Raw genomic sequence first — 18,793 nt, forward strand, 5'->3', positions numbered from 1 at the left:
TCCTCCACCTTCGACGGCGCAGTCGTGCTCGACGGAATCCTCGGCGAAGAAGACGGCACCATCGTCAACACCGCCATCAACGCCCTCGCCACCCCCAGTGGCCCCGACGATCAACGCACCCCATCCCAACGCCGCGCCGACGCCCTCGTCGAACTCTGCCGCCGCGCACTCGCCAACCGCGACGTCCCCACCCACGGTGGCGAGCCCACCCACCTCATCGTCATCACCGACCTGGCCACCCTTGAAGCCCGCACCGGCGGGCTCGGCGAACTACCCAACGGATCCATCCTGCGCGGCGACGCCGTACGCCGCCTCGCCTGCGACGCCCGGATCAGCCGGATCATCACCGGCCCGGACTCCCAACCCCTCGACGTCGGCCGCTCACAACGCACCGCCACCCCCGCACAACGCAAAGCACTACGCCTACGCGACCGCGGCTGCATCTTCCCCGGCTGCGACCGCCCACCCGAATGGACCGACGTCCACCACCTCATCCCCTGGGCCCAAGGTGGGCACACCGATATCGACGAGATGGCCCTGCTCTGCCGCAAACACCACACCGTGGTACACGAGGGCGGCTGGACCATGCTGGCCACCGGGCCGCGACGGTTCCGCTTCGTCGATCCGCATGGAGTTCCTGTACCGGCCGATCCGATCCCACGCACCACCAGCACCGTCACCACCCTCATCAACACCACCCAACCCCCACCCCGAGCCGGACCCACCACCAGCAATGACACCAACACCAACACCGGCTGCGGAAACAGCGGACCAAGCCAGGACCACAAAGACGGCACGGCAGGTGAACACGCCAGAAACCGTCAGGCCAGTGAGCACGCCGCACCCACGGGCAGCACCGACGCGGCCGGCCAGGAAACCGCCGGAGCGACCAGCGATGTAACCGTTGCTGCAACGAGCCATCCAACGCGCTTGGCACCTGGCGAGGCAGCGAACATTGCTGAACCTGCGACGAGCGCGGACCCACCGACCGATCCTGCCGACAGAGCCGACGCCGCCTGAACGGCGAAGCCTGAGCACCACGGTCTTGGACACCACAGCCTTGAGCGCCACAGCCTTGAGCGCCACAGAGCACGGGAACCCGTGCCTGAGCAGGCACCACCGCCAAGCCTACAGTGCTGTGACCGGATACGCGGCGAGCGCCATCGCCATCGCCAACTACAGCTCGGCCGCGATCACCGGTCAGAACATGAGGAGGAGGCGTCCGGCGTCATGGGGCGGCGGGGACGAAACCAGAGCCCGGCTGATAGTTAGGTGACTGGTGCCGGAAGTACGTGTTGTAAACCTCGCAGTATCGGCCGCCGGCCCGCAGCAGCGTCGCGTGGTCGCCTTCCTCCATGATGCGGCCGTGGTCGAGCACAATGATCCGATCCACGTGTTCGATGGTGGACAGCCGATGCGCGATGACGATGGACGTGCGGCCGGCTAGCACCACGTCGAGACCTTCGGAGATCTGAGCCTCCGTCAGCGGGTCAACGCTGGCCGTGGCTTCGTCAAGGACGACGATGGCGGGGTCCTGAACCAGCAGCCGCGCCAGCGCCACCAACTGTCTTTGCCCCATCGACAAGGCACGGCCGAACTCGCCGACGTCGGTGGCCAGCCCGTCCGGCAACGCTTCGAGCCATTCGCCACCCGCGACCTGGCTGGCAGCGGTGAGTACCTCCGCGTCAGTGGATTCCGGGCGCGGGTACCGGATGTTGTCCGCGACCGTGCCACTGAACAAGAACGGCTGCTGGGGCACCGCACCGATCTGCTGGCGGTACTCCCCGATGTCGAGGCTGCGGATGTCTCGCCCGTCGACCAGCAACCGGCCTCCGGAGAACTCGTAAAAGCGGGTGATCAGCTTCGACAACGTTGATTTGCCCGCGCCGGTGTGCCCGACGAGCGCGACGGTCTCACCGGCTTCGATGACGAGGTTGAACTCTCTCAAGACCGGCCGGGCGGGCTCGTACCCGAAGGTCAGATTGCGGAACTCGATGTGCCCGGCCAACCGGCCCACCGGCTGTGAATCTTCCTGAACCACCCGCGGTGTGGCATCGATCAGGGCAAATACCCGTTCGGAAGCAGCCATACCCTGCTGGAACTGCGACCAGAACGCCGCGATGGACGTCAGCGGGAACCAAAACAGGGCAACGGCCTGCAAGAAGAGATACCAGTCTCCGGCACTGAGCGAGCCACCGATCACCGCCGTGCCACCCACCTGGACCAGCACGACGGTCGCCAACCCGGCGACCAGGAACAACAGCGGAAAGATGCCGGAGAAGACAAAGCCCTGCCGCAGGGTGACGGCGTAACTCTGCTGGTTGATCGGGCGGAACTCCGAATAGACCGTGTGCTCCTGCCGGAAGTTCTTGGCCACCGAGATTCCGCCCATGGTCTCCTGTAGGTTCGCATTGACCCTGGCCAGCGAACGCTGGGCACGCAGCGTATTGCGACGGGCGACGCGCCGGAACAACAGCGCCAGCCCTATCACGATCGGCGACACGAGCAGAGTGAGCAACGCCAATTCCACGTTGCGCAGGAACAACAATCCGGTGATGAACCCAACCAGCAATACCTGACTGAGCAGGTTCATGGTGAGGTTGACCACGGTGGCGAAATCGTCGGTGTCGGAGGTGACCCGGCTGACGATCTTGCCGGTGGCATGCTCGTCATAGAACGACATGTCGCGGTCGAGCACCGCGTCGAAGGCATCCTCACGCAGATCGAGCACGACGTCTCCGGTGACCTTGGCGCTGTACCACTGGCGGAAGAAGTTGAACACCCAACCGAGCACACCCGCCGCCAGGATGCCAGCAGTCAGTATCCAGCCGATGTCGGCGACCGTCCCTGCCTCGATCCGGTCGACGCCCCAGCTGATCAGCAGCGGCATGGCGGTCTGGGTCAGTGAGTGCAGCACGATCATGACCGCCACCAGGGCCATGGCGGCGAACTTCGGCCGGAAGTAACGCAGTACCCGCCGCAGCAGCTCCCGGTCGTCATACGTGCGGTCGTAGTCCTCGACATCGAGGCCGTTCATGATGAAGCCCATCAGACGACCGCCCCTTCTTCCGGTTCTTCCGGGACAGACGCCACCTGGCTGCCCGGTGCGACGTCGACCTCGTCGTAATGCGCGAAGATTCGCCGGTAGAGCGAACTGCGCTGGAGGAGCTCGTCGTGGGTGCCGAAGTCGACGAGCTCTCCACGGCGGAGTAGCAGCACCTTGTCCGCCCAGCGGATCTGCGCCAGCCGGTGGGTGATGAGCAAGGTGGTGCGCCCCGCCAGGATCCGCTTGATGGCCTGCTGGATCAGGTCTTCGGTGGCGGAGTCGATGGCGCTGGTCGAATCGTCCAGAATCAGGATGGCCGGGTCGGTGAGCAACGCCCGCGCGATGGCCAGCCGCTGCCGTTGTCCGCCGGACAGTGTGACGCCACGCTCGCCGATCACCGTCTCGTAGCCGTCGTCCAGCTCGGAGATGAACTCCTCGGCCTGGGCATCTCGGGCGGCTTGGACGACGGCATCACGGTCCACCTGCTGGCCGAGACTGAACGCGATGTTCTCCGCCACCGAACGGGAGAACAACACGATGTCCTGTTCGATGGTTGATATCTGCGACCGGAGCGAGTCGAGGTTCCAATCCTGCACATCCACGCCGTCAACCAGGACCCGGCCGGAGTTCACGTTGTAGATACGCGGTACCAGCTTGGTGAGTGTGCTCTTGCCGGCGCCGGTCTCCCCGACCACGGCCACGGTCTCGCCGGGGCGCGCGGTGAATGTGACGTCGCGCAGTACCGGCTCGGCGTCACCGTAACCGAAGGTCACGTTCTCGAAGACGATCTCACCGCGGACTCGCGCCTCGCGCCCGGCCGGATTGTGGTCGAGCTCGCTCTCGCTGTTCATGATCCTCAGAATCCGGCGGGCGGACACAAGACCGATCTGCACCAGCGAATACGCGAAGATCGAGATGAAAGTGGGAAAGCCAAGCAAACCCATCAGACCCATGAAGGCGATCACGTCGCCCAAAGACAGGTCGCCAGCGCCGTAGAGCGTCAGCGCGTGCCACAGCGCTCCCGCCATCGCCACGGCCAGGATGAGCGTGGGCAGGTAGCGCGCCTGGATCAGGCCGTTGCGCACGAACGAGTCGCGGTAGCGCCGCGCATTGCGCTCGAACCGCTGCCGTTCCTGTGCTTCCTGCGCGGTGACCTTGATGACTTCGATGCCCCGCACGGCCTCGTTCAGGCCGGCGTTCAGGTCGCCGAACTGCTCCCGCATCGTGGTGGAGACCGGGCTGAGCTGGCGCATGTAGTGCCACAGCGCGAGAACGAACGCCACCACGAACAGCACCGGCACCAGCAGCAGACGCGGGTCGATGGTGGCGATGAAGATCAAGGGAATAAGCCCTTGCAGCCCCGAGTCCACGATCAGGTCGAGGCCGGGGGTGACCATGTTGGACAGCTGCCGGATGTCGTTGGCCGCGCGGGCCATCAGGTCTCCGACCCGCTGCCGGTTGTGGAAGGTCTGGCTCTTGCCGAGCAGGCTGACATACAGCTCGTCCCGGGCATCGCGTTCCAGGCGCTTGGCCAGTACTTCTCCGCTGAGCCGGGCTCCCAGGTCGAGGATTCCCCGCCCGGCCACCACCAGTAGGAGCGCGACCGACACCATCATCAACGCGCGCGCAGCGTCGCCGTCGCCGCCCAGCACGGCGTCAAAGGCCCGGCCCGTGAGAGTCGGAATCATCGAATTCAGCGCGACCATCACCGCCGAACCGCCGACGAACCCGAGCAGGTAAAACGGCTGACGGCGCATGTGGGACCACACCCACCGGACCGGGCCTCTGCGGTCGAACCGGTGCGCGCCGTCGACGGTGAACTCAGAGTTCAGCAAAGACACAGTGCGCTCCGGACATAGACGGCCTGGGGTCTGCAGCGGTGGGTGGCGACGGACCCACATAGTTCTACCTGATTCCACCGACAGGGTCGCGGCATTATTCGCCGGTTGCGGCGCTCATCAGTCCGCTCGACCACGCCCAGCCCGCGACCCCGACCCGATTGCGCACGCCCAGCTTCTGCTGGATGTTCGCGAGGTGGTTCTTGGCCGTGCCGGGGCTGATGAAGAGCTCGGCGGCCACTTCGGCATTGCTGCATCCTTGCGCGACGAGTCGCGCCACCTCCACCTCGCGCTCGGTCAGCGCACTCGCCGGCACGGTGTCGTGAGTTCCACCGCCCGGCGCCGGAGATCGCATGTGCGCCAATAGGCGGACGGTGATCTGCGGGCTGATCAGCGTATCCCCGGCCACGGCCGCGCGAACCGCCTCGATCAAAAGGTTCGGTCCGGAGCGTTTGAGCAGGAAGCCGCATGCACCACCCCGCAACGCGGCATGCACATATGTGTCGAGGTCGAACGTCGTGACCACAACCACACGCACCGGAGCCGCGACCGAGGGGCCCGCCAGCCGCCGGGTGAGCTCGAGCCCGTCCATCCGAGGCATCCGGACATCGGCCAGCACGACGTCGGGCCGCAGCCTGCTCACCATCTCGAGAGCCGCCATGCCGTCCGCGGCCTCGCCGACTACCTGCATATCCGGCTGCGCGTCCAGCACCATCCGGAACGCGCCGCGGATAGCCTCCTGGTCGTCGGCGATGACGATCCGGGTGGTCATCGTCCCCCCTCCGGACCAGCTGAGTAGGTGGCCACCAGGGGCAGCCGTGCGGAGACCCGCCATCCCTGGCCGTCCGGGCCGGCACGAAACGTGCCGGAGAGCGCCTCGACCCGTTCGGCCAGACCGGGCAGGCCGACTCCGCCGCGGCGACCCAGATCCGGGATCGGTGCTCCACCGGCGTCGTTGCTCACGAGAACCTCCAGCTCATCGCCGTCCTCGCGGATGACGATCCGCACCGTGGTCGCCGACGGCGCGTGCCGGCGTACGTTGGTCAGCGCCTCGACGACCACCCGGTGGACCGTGCCCGCGAGCTCGCGCGGCACCCGGGCGACCAGGTCCGGATCCAGGCACAGACGAACATCCGCCGCGCCGGCGCTTCCGAACCGTTCAACCAGCTCAGGTAGTTCGGCCAGGCCTGGCGATGCCCCGCTCACGCCCACCTGCCGATCGGAGGCATTCCCGTCGCCGCGCAGGAGGTGCACGGTGCTGTCCATCGAGGTCATCGCCCGCAAGCCGGCCGCCTCGATCCGGCGCAACACCACCTGGACCGGGTGACCGTCGTCAGTGATGACCTGGGCGGCCTGCGCCTGGGCGATCATCTCACTGACGTCATGGGCGACGTAATCGTGCAGATCGTGTGCGAGTTCTAGCCGCTGCGCCTGCCGTGCGGCAGCAACGGCACGCGCCCGACGGTGGTCCAGATGGCGCAGGTACAGACCGACCGCGGCGGCGAGAATCGGACCGAGGGCCCAGAATGCCACCGCGTAGACCGACTCCTCGACGGTCAATTGGTCCGCGTCCGAGTAACCGGTGGCCCGCAGAACGCTCACCGAAGCCGCCAGCCCGGCCAGGCAACCCGCGACCACAGCCGCCCGCACCGTTGCCCAGCGGACGACCACTCCGACCAGTACACACAGCAGCGCGGTCTCGGCGACCGCCAACGGCGGCATACCCGGCCAGTCCAGCACCCGGTGGCCGAGCGTCGCCACACCGGACACCACACCGGCGCCACCGACAAGCCACGGCAGCCACGGCAGCCACGACTTCGACCGCGGCCACCAGATCATCAGGATCGCCACGACGGCCGTCGTCGTCGCCAGCGGCCGGGCCCAGGGCACGGCGACGCCCCACCCGAGCAGCGCAATCACCAGTACCGTGCAGCCGGCAGACCGGATCCGGCGGTGTGCGCCGGCGCCGCTCCGGATCATCGGCCACTGCCTGACGCCGTCGAGCGAACCATGACCCCGAGCCTACTGGCCGCCACGGTCCCGCACCTGTGCCGTTCGGCATATTTCCCGTGGTCAGCGCCGACTGATTGCGGCCGAACGGCATCTGGTGACCGGCACGCCCCGGACAGAGGCTGGAAGGGCGAGCGAGAACTGCCCGCATGTCGCGTTCGAAGGGTGCCAAACATGACCGACTCCACATCCGTTGAAACCCCGCACGAGGCCGGGTCCAGCCCAGGAAGCAACCGTGCCGCCCCGGGCGCAGGTGGTGGCCCCGTACGACGAGCCCTGCGCAGATGGCGCTCCTGGGTGGGATATGCCGCGGCTGTCTGGGCGTTCGGCTACGGCCTCCTGGGACTGTTATGGACACTGGGCATGCCCGGCTTCCCATTCGGCGAAGGCGACGTCCCGGATGCCCGGCACCACTCGGTGCTCGGCGAGGCCACGGCGGCCGGCACGGGGCCGTGGATCGCCGCGGTCGGATTCGCGGGCGGGCTGGCCGCGATCGGCCTGGCCCGGGCCGGAGCTCGCGGGCCGCTGCGGTCATCGCTGATCGCGTCCGGCTGGATCCTCGCCGTCGCGCTCATCTTTGTCATCCCGGACCAACGGGTGCTGACGACGATCGCCTATACACCCGCGACTCTCGCCCTCCCATTCGGCTGGCCACCGATGGGGGCTGGTGAGTTCTTCGAGCTGCTGTACCCGTGGACCAACCTCAACCTGATCCTGTGCGCGTTGGGCGGGGTGTTCTTCGCGGCGGCCACGGTGGCCTTCCACCTGCGTACGCTCGGGGCATGCCTGCGCTGCGGCCGGCGCCCTGGACGTGCCGAAGGCTGGACCGCACCGGCGTCGGCGGCACGGTGGGGTCGCTGGGCCGCGTACACGGCCGCACTGGTTCCGTTCACCTACGCCGTGGTCCGCTGGCTCTGGGCCTTCGGGGTCCCTCTCACCATCTCGAGGGAGTTCCTCGATGAACTGCATGAAGAGGGCGTCGTGTGGGCTGGTGCCTATTTGGCGACGCTCGGCGCCCTGGGCGGGGTGCTCACGCTGGGCCTGGTGCAGCGCTGGGGCGTGATCTGGCCCCGGTGGGTGCTCGGCCGGGCCGGCAAACCGGTGCCCCCGATGTTCCCGATCACCTTCGCGTCTGTCGTCGCCGTTGCCTTGGCTTCAGCTGGACTGGTCATGGTACGGCTCACCGACTGGACTGATCCGGAGGCGGTAGTCAGCAACCCAGGTGTCCTGTGGCCGGTGTGGGCCGCGGCGCTCGGTGCCGCTGCCCTCGCCTACCACTTCCGCACTCGCGGACGCTGCCACCTGCACCCATGATCATGAACACTTAGTGACCATATTGGCAACTAAGTGTTCATGATCATCGGTGGGTATGGGGGAGCTGGGACGCGGCGGCGGGGTCCAGATGTACGCTCACCGCCGGATGGGTACGCAGCACGCTCGCCGGGCAGCTGTGGTCGACTGGCCCGGTCAGCGCGCGGGTGACCGCGGGCGCCTTGTGGTCCCCGAGCACGGTCACGACGATGGCCCGGGCCGCCATCAGTGCTGGAACGGTCAGCGTCACAGCCTGGACTGGGACCTCCTGGAGCGATCCGAAGAGCCCTTCGTCGACCTGCTGGCGCCGCGACACGTCGTCAAGGGTGATGATTCTGACCCGCTCCGGATCGTCGAACCGCGCCTCGCCCGGTTCGTTGAAGGCGATGTGCCCGTTGACGCCGATCCCCATACAGGTCAGATCGATCGGCTCAGCGGCGAGAAGGCTCGTGTACCGTCGTGCCTCGGCTGCCGGATCGGAGCCGGGCATGATGCGCTCGAGGCCGCCTGGATTCACCGGTGTCAGCCGCCGCGCGAGCCACTGCCCGAACGCTTGTGGATGACTGGGCTCGAGCCCCACGTACTCGTCCATGTGGAAGGCATACAGCCGTGACCAGTCGATACCAGCATCTTTGATCAGGGCCGACAGCATCGTCTCTTGTGAAGGTGCTGATGCGAACACCACTCGAGCCCGTCCGCGTGTCCGGATCGCCTCCCGAATCACCGCGGTGGCGTCAGCGGCCGCGGCCCCGCCGGCATCCTCCGCGTCGTCGCCAATGCGAAGCGAGACGCCCTCGCCAGCCCCATCTGTCGCCGCGTTCACGCTCATCTACCGTCCTCCAGGTTATGCAAGCGGTTGCAGACCTCGACTGTAACCGGTTGCAGATGACGGGTCAACGACCAGCACCGCGTGCTGAGCGACCTCAGGCAGGGGTCCCCGTAGTGCCGCGCAGAGCCAGCGTGCCCTCCAGGACGATCTGCTCCGGCGCCCCACCGTTCAGGTTCTGTTGCAGTAGATCCACCGCGACGCGGCCCAGTTCCGCGACGGGTGCGGTGACTGTCGTCAGGTTCGGTGTCACCGTACGGGCGAGCAAGACGTCGTCGCAGCCGACGACGCTGCGCGCCTCCGGCACCGGCACACCGGCCTCGGCTAGGCCGGCCAGAACGCCGCAGGCCATGAGATCGTCGAAAGCGAATGCCGCTGTCGCCGCCGAGCCGGCGAACGCGACGGCGGCCTCTCTGCCGCCTTCGTACGACGCCCCAAAGGAGCCCAACTCGATGAGTTCGACCTCGGACTTCTCCGCCCATGCTCGGATCGCGGCGGCACGCCGGCGAGCCGCCCAGGATGCGGCTGGACCACCGATCAGCGCCACTCGACGATGCCCGAGCTCTTGCAGATGACGTCCCGCTTCAGTCAATGCTGCCGAGTTGTCACACACGACGGCGGACATCCCCGGGACCGTGCGATTGATGACGACAGCCGGCAGCCCTCCCACCGCCTCGGTGAGCGACCCCGTGGCCGCCCGTGGCGAGGCGATGATCAGGCCATCGACCTGCGCTTTGAGCCGGCTGATCAGCTCCGGCTCAGCGCTGGCTCGCTCGTCCGCGTCGACCAGCATCACCGATGAGTCGATCTGCGCGGCCGCTTGCTGGATGGCCCGCACCAACGGCGGAAAGAACGGGTTGGTGATGTCCGGCACCATCAGGCCCACCATTCCGGTCCGCCCGGTGGCCAGCCCCCGGGCAGCGCGGTTCATCTGATAGCCCATCTCCCGCGCCGTGACCAAGATGCGCTCACGCAACTCGTCGTTGACGATCTCCGGGCGGCTGAACGCACGCGAAACCGTCGACGCCGACACGCCGCACGCCTCGGCGACCGCATAGATCGTCACGCGCTTCATCCTTGCCTCCCACCGTCGACGATTCCAATACCCACGATCATGCCCGACACGCGAGGCCAGGCTAGCCGCTATCATCTTACGCAACCGGTTGCAGCTCAAGGAGAATCATGCCCGTCCGCGCAGCTCGTGCACAGCTTGAAGCCGTCATCTTCCCGTTCTGGCTGGAACACGGCATCGACCACGTCAACGGCGGGTTCTTCACCTGTTTCGACAACCGCGGCCGCAACTTGCTCTCGACCGACAAGTTCACCTGGTCGCAAGGGCGATTCGTGTGGCTGCTGGCCCGCGCCGCGAGGCTGGCCGACCAGAATCTCCTCGACGCGGATCCACGCGAACTGTCCCGGCTCGCCGAAGCCGGCGCCGCCTTCCTCGTGGAACACACCCTCCGACCCGACGGCACGTGCCACTTCGTCGTGGACCGTACCGGCCGCCCAACAGCCGGGCCTGCCGGGGAGACTCACAGTGTCTACGCGGATTGCTTCGTCGCGATGGGGCTGGCCGAGCTTTCGAGACAGACCGGCGACCCGCAGTGGCTCGAGATCGCAGCACCAGTCTTGGACACGGCATCAGCCAGCATCGGCGCCGGAACCGCCGACACTCCTCCGTACCCGGTCCCCCCAGGGCATACCGCGTTCGGCCCGCGGATGATCCTGCTCAACACCCTGCTCGAATACGCCCGCGCCCGCCAGGAGCTCGGCCTGCTCACCGACGAAGACCGCGCCGCTCTGGGTGCGGCTCGCGATGTGATGCTGAGCCACCGGCTGCCCAACGGCACGTTCCGCGAGATGATCCCGGATCGTCCGGACGAGACCACGCTGGTCTCCCGCCACCGTGTTCCCGGTCACGCCATCGAAGGGTTGTGGGTCGCACTCGAGGCCGGCGAATTGCTCGGCCGCACCGGCATTCCAGCGCTGCTTGCCAGCATCCCAGCCCTCTGTGAGTCGGCGTGGGACGACGATCACGGCGGTCTGTTCCGGTACGTGGACCACGACGGCGCGGCCGAACCGCGCGGCACCGACGCCGGATCTCCCTACGAGGCACTCGTCCGCCGCACCTGGAGCACCAAGCTCTGGTGGGTGCACACCGAAGCCGCATACACCACCGCATTAGCGGCGCAGCGGTACGGCGACTCAGCCGCGCAGGGCTGGTTCGACCGGATCTGGGCCTACACGCTCGACACGTTCCCGGGCGGCGATGAGGGCTCCGAGTGGATTCAGATCCGCGAACGTTCGGGGAAGCCCCTCGACGAGGTGGTCGCGCTCCCCGTCAAGGATCCGTTCCATATCGCCCGCAACCTGATGCAGATCGTCGAACTCGGCGCCCTCACCGCACACTCTTACTCGGCCCCTGCGGGTACGTAACGATAGACGTTGGTCTCGTCGGCGAAATAGATCGTGCCCTCGCCGTCGATACCGGACTGCCTGGCCCCGCTACTCACCAGCACCTCGAAGTCGAGGTCGTCAGGGTCGAAACGGAAGAGCCGTCCGCTGGTGTTGCCGTAGACATAACCGTCCTGGCCCCGGTAGTACAACTCGCTGAGCCGGCCCCAGATGTTGGAGTTGGCGATCCCGGTCTCGAAGGAACGGACGATCTCCCTCGTGTCCGGGTCGAACTCGGCAATGGTGCCAGCCTCGGTCAATACCCACAGCCGGCCGTCCGGCGTGAAGGTCATGGCATGGATGATCGTGGCGCCCGGCACCGCACCGCTCCACACCTTCTCGCCCTGTTGCACATCCCAGATGAACAGCTCAGCCTCCTCCTGCGTGGGTTCGCTGGACAGCCCGCCGTGGATCGACGTGCCCGCGTACACGAGACCGTCGCGATACTCCAACGCGGTCACACTCTGATCTTCGACAACATGCCGGTGTACCTCGTGGTCGCCGTTGTTCGGATTGAGCAGCACGAGCGCCCCACCGAGTTCGCCGTAATTGGGGATCGTCCCGGCCGCGACGAGGTCTCCCGCGGACACCATGTGTAGCGGGCGATCCTGCCCGTGCGGCTCCCCGCGCCCGAGGGTGAATAGGTGAGACGGGTTGGCGCCCCAGTCCCAGTCCTTGTTCGTCTTGCCGACGTAGAACGACGCGTTCGGGTAGACGCCAACCACGATCCGGTTCTTGTGAGCGATCATGCTGTCCGCTTGCCCCGGCCCGGACAACTGCTCGAGGTCTCCAGTCTGGTGGTTCACCCGCGCCATCACGCCGGGACTGAGGTAGGCACCGAAATAGACATTTCCATCCGGGCCGTTCCCTACGGAGTGAATCGTCGCCGGCGCTCCATCGATGTCGCCGGTGACGACGTCACCGCTCCCTTCGGCCAGGTTGTAGCGCCACACGGTGCCGTCGCCGCGCAAGCCCACCAGTGTCGTGCCGGGGAACTGCTCCGTGCCGAGCTCGACCAGCTCCAACGCAATGGTCCCGTCGAGCTGGGTCGCCAGCGGACCGTCGTCCCAGCCGATCGAGACAGTCTCCCTCGCATCGATGTCGTAGCCGTGCACCGATCCACCGGAGAGATAGAAGAACAGACCGTCGACGCTGTCCCGTGTCCACGCGCCGACCTCCTGCTCCAATGTCTCCGAACAGCACCATTCACCCGCGGTGCGGTCGTATACAGCGACGTTGTCCGGGCTGGCCGGCGAGTACGCCACGAACACCAGGTCCCCGTGGCGCACGATCCGGTTGACGAAATCGGGTGCGACGCCGTGCGGCAACCCGATCTCGTCGACGACGCCGGACTCCGGGTCGACGCTCATGAGGCGCCCGACAGCGCCGGTACCAACCCAGAGCTCATCGCCGACCTGCTCGAAGCCCCAGGCGTAGTCGCCGTCGTCGATCACGCTGCCGTAGTCCCGGACGTCACCCGATGGGATGTCGTAGGCGTAGACCTTCGCATTCGGGTACGTCGTGCCGTACAGCGTGTCGCCGTCGAGCAGCAGGCTGCGCAGCATCGCCTCTCCGGCCAGGCGCGTGGCCAGCGTCTCCAGCTCCTGGGACAGCGGGTCGTAGCGCCACAGGGTGCCGTCGTTCGGCGCCCGCACACTGAAGTACACCCGATGGTCGGTATCGACGACGATCGAGCTGGCCACCGTGTAGCCCGTCATGTCGATCGAGTCCAGCATCTCGCCGTCGCGGAGGTCGACCACGTTGAAGCTCACGGGGTTGCCGTCGGAAAAGAGGTAACCGACGGGTGTTCCGTCCGGCAGGACGTCCGTGGCGCCGAGCCGCACGTTCGGCGTCGACATCGCGATCCCGAGATCCTCGACCACCGCCCCCTCGCCCCGGTCGAGCACCCGCACGTCGTCGACGTGGTACGTGGCGATGTTCGCGATGCTCGAGTACCAGAGGACCGCCGCACTGGTGGCCTCGTCCGGCGCGTCGGCGTCGAGGGTCACGTCCTGCCAACTGTCACGAGGCAGGCGCCCGATCGACAACGTGTGCTGCTCGAGCTGCTGCCCGTCGTCGTCGTAGAAGTAGAAATACAGCGCGGACGCCCCGGGGCTGGTGTATTCCTCGATGTAGACCTGCGCGGCGACGCGGAAGGAGTTCCCGCCTTCGACGTCGAAGGCGTCGCTGCGCAGTCCCGCACTGATCTCCGAGCTGGGATTGTGCAGCAGCAGGCTGTATTCGCCTTCGGCCGCCCGGGTGTCGACGACGGAGAACGAGTCCGGATCGGCCGCCCCGTGGGTATGTGTCCAGCCGGGAATGTCGCCGTCGACGACGGGCTCCTCGAATCCGCCGTTGACCGGGCCCATCACCGGTGCCGCGGCCGTCGATGGTCCAGCGCCCGCTCCTGGTGCGAACATCAGCCCGGCTGTCAATGCGCCGGCGATGCCCGCCGCCCACGCCGCCGAGCCCAGTCGTGATCCACCGCCGGAGATCCGGCGCTCTCTCGCTTCTTCACTCATCGCACTACCCTTCGGTTTCGGTAACTGCAAGCGGTTGCAGAGTCGGCGCCGATTCCACCTCCCGTCCGTGACACGAGGAACTCCCAGGTAGGCGCGGTTGCCCGCCGGCTACTTCAGCCCGCTCATCACCACGCCACGAACGAAGAACCGCTGCAATCCGATGAAGATCAACAGGGTCGGCAGAAAGATGATCACAGCTCCGGCCATGGTGGTAGCCAGCACCGTGTCCTGCTGTTGCATGCTGTTCAACCCGACCGTCAGGACGTACATGTCCGGTGTGCGCTGCGCGACCAGCGGCCACAGGAAGTCGTTCCAGTGCCACAGGAAGACGAACGTGCCCAGCGTCGCCATGATCGGCTTCGTCTGCGGCAAAATGATCGACCAGTAGATCCGGAATTCCCCGGCTCCATCGATCCGTGAGGCCTCGATGAGTTCGTCCGGGATATCGCGGATGAACTGGCGCATCAGGAACATCGCCTGGACGTTGGCCAGCGTCGGCAGAGTCAACCCCCACAACGTGTTCAGCCCGCCCATCTCGGACACGATGATGAACTGCGGGATCAGCGTCAGGTGGTAGGGCACCATCAACATCGCCACGAAGGACCAGAAGATGACTTCCCTGCCGAAGAACTTCTTCTTGGCGAAGGCATAGCCGGCCATCGATGCGAAGACGAGCACGAGAACAACGGAGGCGAGCGAATAGACCGCGGAGTTGAACGCCCAGCTCATGATCCGCGAGCTACCCAGCACCTCTCGATAGCTGTCGTACGAGATCACCGACGGGATCAGGGAACCCGGCAGGTCGATCGGCTGGCCCGGCTGCAGCGAGATCACGATCATCGCGTAGAACGGGAAAGCGGTGACCACGGCCGCGAGGATCAGCGGCAGATGCATTGTCCCCGGCCGCCGACGCCGGCCCATCCCCGCCACCCGGGCGCTCGCGGGCCTCACCCGCCGGCCGGCCGTGGGTTCCACCATCGACGTCGTCATTTCTTGTTCTCCTTGTCGAACAGCCACCGCTGAACCAGGGAGACGGTGAGTGTGATCACGAGCAAGACGACACCGGCAGCACTCGCGTAGCCGAAGTCGAAGTACCCGAAGCCCTGGTCGTAGATCATGTAGGTCAGCGTGTAACTCGACCGGACCGGCCCACCGCCGGTCATGACGTAGATGGTGTCGAACACCTGGAAGGACTTGATGATCTCGAGGATCAGCACGAAGAAGAGGGCTGGCTTCAGCAGTGGGATCGTCACATGCCGGAACCGCTGGAACCAGTTGGCGCCGTCGAGCGACGACGCTTCGTAGTAGTCCTTGGGTATGGCGAGCATGCCGGCGAGCAGGATCAACATGTTGTAGCCGAAGTTGCTCCATGCGCTGACCATGGCCAGCGAGGGCAGCACCAGTAGATCGCTTTGCAGCCAGCCGAGCGGCCCCGCCCCGACCAAGCCGATCAACCAGTTCAGCGGCCCCTGCTGGCCGAAGATCCAGACCCAGATGATGCCCGAGATCACCGAACTGGTGACCACCGGCAAGAAGAAGATGGAACGATAGATCCCCATCCCACGCAGCGTCCGGTCACACAGTACGGCCATGAACAACGACACCGTGATCGACATCGGGATCGCGATCACCGCGTAGACCAGCGTCACCCGTAGAGCGCCCCAGAAGATCGGGTCGCTGAACAGCCGCGAGAAGTTGTCCATCCCGACGAAGTCCGCGCCGCCGGTGGGTCGCCAGTTGGTGAAGCTCAGCCCCACCCCGAAGATGGCTGGGATGATCTTGAAAGCCAGGAACAGCACAACGTACGGCAAGATGAAGACGTAGGCGATCACCGCCTTGTCCGACTTCAACCAGCGCCGCTTTCCTGGTCCCCGTGCGGCTTTCTCATCGCGGGCAGTGATGGCCACCACGGCCTCCTGTCTTCCTCACATCGGCCGGGCGGAGCAGTGCGAGAACGCCTGCCCCACCCGCGTATCCCAGATCAGCCGCGCGCAAGCAGCGCGTTGACCTCATCGGCTGCCGTGTTCAGTGCGGCCTCCGGGGTTTCCCGGCCGAGCAGCGCGGCCTGAATATGGGGCTTGATCAGATCGATGATCTCGCGCGCTTGCTCGTGGGGCACCGCGGACCAGATGGTGTCGAGGTACTGCTCCTGTTCGACCATGAGCGGATCCTCGAGGAACCCGGTGACCGATTCACGAGCGGCCGAGTACTCGGCGTCACGGTTGAACGACTCCATCTCCTCGGGGGAAGTGAGGAACTCCACCCAGATTTTGGCAGCGTCGATGTTGTCGCTGGTGTTGAAGATCGACAGGCCGCCGACAGTGCCGAAGTTGGCCTGCTCGACGCCGGTCAGCGGCTCGCTCACGATGAGGTTGTCCGGGTCGACGAATCTCATCACCGTCGACACGATCTCGTTCGGCAGGAATGCGACCTCGCTGCGGCCCGCCGCCGACTGCTCGAAATCTTCCGACGTTGTCAGGCTCTGCTGCGGGACGTAGTCGTTGTCAGCCAGCTCACGCAGGAAAGACAGGGCCTCGACGCCCTCCGGACCGTTGAAGGCCGCCTGGCCGTTCTCGTCGAGCACCTGCCCGCCCGCCTGCAGCAGGTAGGGATAGAAGGACATGTTCAGGGTGACGGTGCCGGGGTATTGCGTGAGGTAGTAACCGGCATCCTTGACCGCGGGCGCGATCTCGAGCGCCTCATCCCAAGTCGTGGGGCAATCGACTCCTGCCTCCTCGAGCACGTTCTTGAAGCAGATAACCGAACTGACGCTCATCAGCAGTGGGACGCTGTACAGCTCACCCTCGTAGCTCATCGCTTCGAGCGCTGAATCACGGAAGTCGTCGAGGTCGTCCTCGACGATGTCGCTCACCGGCTCCAGCACACCTTGCGCGACGAACTTCGGCACGAAGTCAGGGTTGAAATACACCACGTCAGGCGCGAGCCCACCGGCCAGCGAGGTGTTCAGCTGCTCCTCACGGCCGTCCCACGGCTGCACGATCACTTCGACGTCGATATCGGGATACTGTTCGTTGAACCGTTCGACGACCGGCTCCCAGTACTGCTCCGTGTTAGCCGCACCGATCGGGTAGGACCAGAAGGTGATCGCTCCCGAGACTTCGTCAGGCGACACCTGATCTCCGGTGCCGCCGTCATCGCCGCCACACGCCGTGACGAGGAGAGCCGCAGCGATGAGGACCGCTGCCGTCCGAATGCCTTTGGTGAGTCCCATTGCGTCCCTTTCTCGACCAGGCGTTTTCCGACTTCGCTATTTGCGCCCAGCCGACATTTGGTAATTACTGGCAACCAAAATTCGTGCAAGCGGTTGCATCACCTTAGTGAGGGACGCCGCACAGCGTCAAGACTCAATCAGGCGAACGTGAGCGAATCGTGGCCTACCCAGTCGATGACAGGCGGGCAACGCAGCCGATTCGTGGCCGCGGGACGTTGATTCAATTCATCCGGCGGAACGCGCACACCACGTATCGAGACTGTGCATTCAGTGATACCGCTGTGCCAACAAATGAGACATCGCGGATCACAGCTCACCCAGTTCCGGGACGCCACCCTGCGTGGACCTCGGCCACCCGGGTCGAGACCGGGACAGCCCGCGAAGGGCAGTGGCGCCTCGTCACTCGCCCGGCAGGACGACGATCTTGCCGAAGAAGTCTTTCGCGACGAAGCGCTCCTGGGCAGCGGCGAGCTCATGCAAGGGGTACGTGGCAGCCAGCAGCGGCCTGAGCTCACCAGCGGTGATGTGCTCAATCATCTGAGCGAAGTCTTCGTGACTGCCGAACGACGATCCGATCAGCTCGAGCTGCTTGAGATAGACGGTGCGCAAGTCGGTCTCGACCAGCGGCCCGGCCATGGCCCCCGCAACGACGTAGCGCCCCAGTGGACGCAGCAAGCGGAGCAGATCCGTGAATGCCGGCCCGGCGACGACGTCCGCAACAACATCCACCGGCTGATCCCCCAGGACCGCCGCAACCTCCGCCACCCAGTCAGTCGTGTGCCGGTCAATCGCGGCGATGGCGCCGAGCTCCAGCGCCTGCCGGCGCTTGGCCGCGCCCGCGACCGCTACCACCTTCGCCCTCCGCACATTCGCGAGCTGGATCAACGCCGAGCCGACACCACCGGAGGCACCGGTGACCAAGACCGTTTCCCCCGGCTGAACTCTCGCCCGGTTGAGCATGCGCATGGCGGTCGTGTACGCGGTGGGGAACGTCGCGAGTTCAGCGTCGCTCAGGGAACTAGATATCTGGTGCGCGTTACCCGCCGGCACCGTCACGAACTCCGCGAAGCCTCCGTCGCGCTCACTGCCCACGTATTCGTTCTCGACCAGTTCGCGTTCGCCGCCGTCGTAGATCATCGGGTCGACCAGCACGCGCGCACCGATCCGCGACCCCGGCACGCCGGAACCGACCTCGTCGATGTACCCGGCGATGTCAGCGCCTTGAATCCGGGGAAACCGCAGGGCTTCACGCCGCCAGCCGGCATTGGAGGACGGGTCGCGGGGAGATCCGTACGCACCCTCCCGGGTCCAGATGTCGGCGTTGTTCAACGCCGTCGCGGCTACCCGCACCCGGACCTCCCCGGGCGCCGGGCGCGGATCCGCGACATCGGTCCGGTATTCGAGCCTTTCGGGTCCGCCGAAGCCGGTCAGCAATACCGCTCGCACGGCCATCACTCCTAGAGGTATACAGACTGGTATGGCTACTACTGGAGCACGCGTTCGCGGAGATGTCAACTCACCGGTCGGTTTACCTCGCGATGCCCAAGCTGAGTC

14 protein-coding genes are annotated in these 18,793 nt (G+C 66.1%); 3 read left to right on the plus strand and 11 right to left on the minus strand.

Going from position 1 to position 18,793, the window contains the following annotated elements; translation table 11 throughout:
- Window positions 1–1,020 (plus strand): HNH endonuclease signature motif containing protein (locus F7O44_RS22580; protein ID WP_162452579.1); only part of this gene is annotated, 1,020 nt, incomplete at its 5' end.
- 208 nt (window positions 1,021–1,228) lie between these two features.
- On the opposite strand, the gene F7O44_RS22585 is transcribed toward F7O44_RS22580, so the two are convergent.
- From F7O44_RS22585 to F7O44_RS22600, 4 genes are all read right to left on the minus strand, one after another.
- A complete protein-coding gene (locus F7O44_RS22585) occupies window positions 1,229–3,049 on the minus strand; it encodes an ABC transporter ATP-binding protein (protein WP_162452580.1) in 1,821 nt (606 codons plus the stop codon).
- Window positions 3,049–4,887 carry an ABC transporter ATP-binding protein gene (locus tag F7O44_RS22590; protein ID WP_222851603.1) on the minus strand — a complete coding sequence of 613 codons (1,839 nt, stop codon included), beginning with the start codon at window positions 4,885–4,887 and terminating at the stop codon, window positions 3,049–3,051. Before F7O44_RS22590 ends, F7O44_RS22585 begins: the two co-directional genes overlap by 1 nt.
- Before the next feature lie 94 nt (window positions 4,888–4,981).
- A complete protein-coding gene (locus F7O44_RS22595) occupies window positions 4,982–5,656 on the minus strand; it encodes a response regulator (RefSeq protein ID WP_162452581.1) in 675 nt (224 codons plus the stop codon).
- Entirely contained in the window at window positions 5,653–6,864 is a 1,212-nt protein-coding gene (locus tag F7O44_RS22600; RefSeq protein ID WP_162452582.1) for a sensor histidine kinase, read from the minus strand. Before F7O44_RS22600 ends, F7O44_RS22595 begins: the two co-directional genes overlap by 4 nt.
- A 204-nt stretch (window positions 6,865–7,068) precedes the next feature.
- Between F7O44_RS22600 and F7O44_RS22605 the strand changes: the two genes are divergently transcribed.
- On the plus strand, window positions 7,069–8,208 hold the full coding sequence (locus tag F7O44_RS22605) for a hypothetical protein (protein ID WP_222851604.1): 1,140 nt from the start codon (window positions 7,069–7,071) through the stop codon (window positions 8,206–8,208).
- Between the two features lie 43 nt (window positions 8,209–8,251).
- Here F7O44_RS22605 and F7O44_RS22610 read toward each other — a convergent pair whose 3' ends face one another.
- The gene (locus F7O44_RS22610) at window positions 8,252–9,034 is read right to left on the minus strand and encodes a 6-phosphogluconolactonase (RefSeq protein WP_162452583.1); all 783 of its coding nucleotides are present in this window, start codon (window positions 9,032–9,034) and stop codon (window positions 8,252–8,254) included.
- 94 nt (window positions 9,035–9,128) lie between these two features.
- Window positions 9,129–10,097 carry a substrate-binding domain-containing protein gene (locus F7O44_RS22615; RefSeq protein ID WP_162452584.1) on the minus strand — a complete coding sequence of 323 codons (969 nt, stop codon included), beginning with the start codon at window positions 10,095–10,097 and terminating at the stop codon, window positions 9,129–9,131.
- 116 nt (window positions 10,098–10,213) lie between these two features.
- Here F7O44_RS22615 and F7O44_RS22620 point away from each other — a divergent pair, with 116 nt between their 5' ends.
- Window positions 10,214–11,467 carry an AGE family epimerase/isomerase gene (locus F7O44_RS22620; protein ID WP_162452585.1) on the plus strand — a complete coding sequence of 418 codons (1,254 nt, stop codon included), beginning with the start codon at window positions 10,214–10,216 and terminating at the stop codon, window positions 11,465–11,467.
- On the opposite strand, the gene F7O44_RS22625 is transcribed toward F7O44_RS22620, so the two are convergent.
- The 5 genes from F7O44_RS22625 to F7O44_RS22645 all read right to left on the minus strand — a co-directional run bounded on the left by F7O44_RS22625 (window position 11,443) and on the right by F7O44_RS22645 (window position 18,685).
- Window positions 11,443–14,007 carry a hypothetical protein gene (locus F7O44_RS22625; RefSeq protein ID WP_162452586.1) on the minus strand — a complete coding sequence of 855 codons (2,565 nt, stop codon included), beginning with the start codon at window positions 14,005–14,007 and terminating at the stop codon, window positions 11,443–11,445. The genes F7O44_RS22620 and F7O44_RS22625 overlap by 25 nt on opposite strands.
- Before the next feature lie 108 nt (window positions 14,008–14,115).
- On the minus strand, window positions 14,116–14,997 hold the full coding sequence (locus tag F7O44_RS22630) for a carbohydrate ABC transporter permease (protein WP_222851605.1): 882 nt from the start codon (window positions 14,995–14,997) through the stop codon (window positions 14,116–14,118).
- Window positions 14,994–15,914 carry a carbohydrate ABC transporter permease gene (locus F7O44_RS30605; RefSeq protein ID WP_222851606.1) on the minus strand — a complete coding sequence of 307 codons (921 nt, stop codon included), beginning with the start codon at window positions 15,912–15,914 and terminating at the stop codon, window positions 14,994–14,996. Before F7O44_RS30605 ends, F7O44_RS22630 begins: the two co-directional genes overlap by 4 nt.
- A gap of 74 nt (window positions 15,915–15,988) precedes the next feature.
- Window positions 15,989–17,239 (minus strand): ABC transporter substrate-binding protein, encoded by a 1,251-nt coding sequence (locus tag F7O44_RS22640; protein ID WP_162452588.1) that lies wholly within the window; start codon window positions 17,237–17,239, stop codon window positions 15,989–15,991.
- A gap of 399 nt (window positions 17,240–17,638) precedes the next feature.
- Window positions 17,639–18,685, minus strand: a complete 1,047-nt coding sequence (locus F7O44_RS22645; protein WP_222851607.1) for a zinc-binding dehydrogenase — start codon at window positions 18,683–18,685, stop codon at window positions 17,639–17,641.
- Window positions 18,686–18,793: the final 108 nt, after the last annotated feature.

It is taken from the genome of Phytoactinopolyspora mesophila (assembly GCF_010122465.1).
GTDB classification, from domain to species: Bacteria; Actinomycetota; Actinomycetes; order Jiangellales; family Jiangellaceae; genus Phytoactinopolyspora; species Phytoactinopolyspora mesophila.

Excerpts from the sequence above, each read along its gene's own strand:
- F7O44_RS22585 (WP_162452580.1), bottom strand. The coding sequence starts at position 3,049 with ATGGGCTTCATCATGAACGGCCTCGATGTCGAGGACTACGACCGCACG.
- F7O44_RS22630 (WP_222851605.1), bottom strand. The coding sequence starts at position 14,997 with ATGACGACGTCGATGGTGGAACCCACGGCCGGCCGGCGGGTGAGGCCC.
- F7O44_RS22640 (WP_162452588.1), bottom strand. The coding sequence starts at position 17,239 with ATGGGACTCACCAAAGGCATTCGGACGGCAGCGGTCCTCATCGCTGCG.
- F7O44_RS22625 (WP_162452586.1), bottom strand. The coding sequence starts at position 14,007 with ATGAGTGAAGAAGCGAGAGAGCGCCGGATCTCCGGCGGTGGATCACGA.
- F7O44_RS22620 (WP_162452585.1), top strand. The coding sequence starts at position 10,214 with ATGCCCGTCCGCGCAGCTCGTGCACAGCTTGAAGCCGTCATCTTCCCG.
- F7O44_RS22595 (WP_162452581.1), bottom strand. The coding sequence starts at position 5,656 with ATGACCACCCGGATCGTCATCGCCGACGACCAGGAGGCTATCCGCGGC.
- F7O44_RS22605 (WP_222851604.1), top strand. The coding sequence starts at position 7,069 with ATGACCGACTCCACATCCGTTGAAACCCCGCACGAGGCCGGGTCCAGC.
- F7O44_RS22610 (WP_162452583.1), bottom strand. The coding sequence starts at position 9,034 with ATGAGCGTGAACGCGGCGACAGATGGGGCTGGCGAGGGCGTCTCGCTT.
- F7O44_RS22600 (WP_162452582.1), bottom strand. The coding sequence starts at position 6,864 with ATGATCCGGAGCGGCGCCGGCGCACACCGCCGGATCCGGTCTGCCGGC.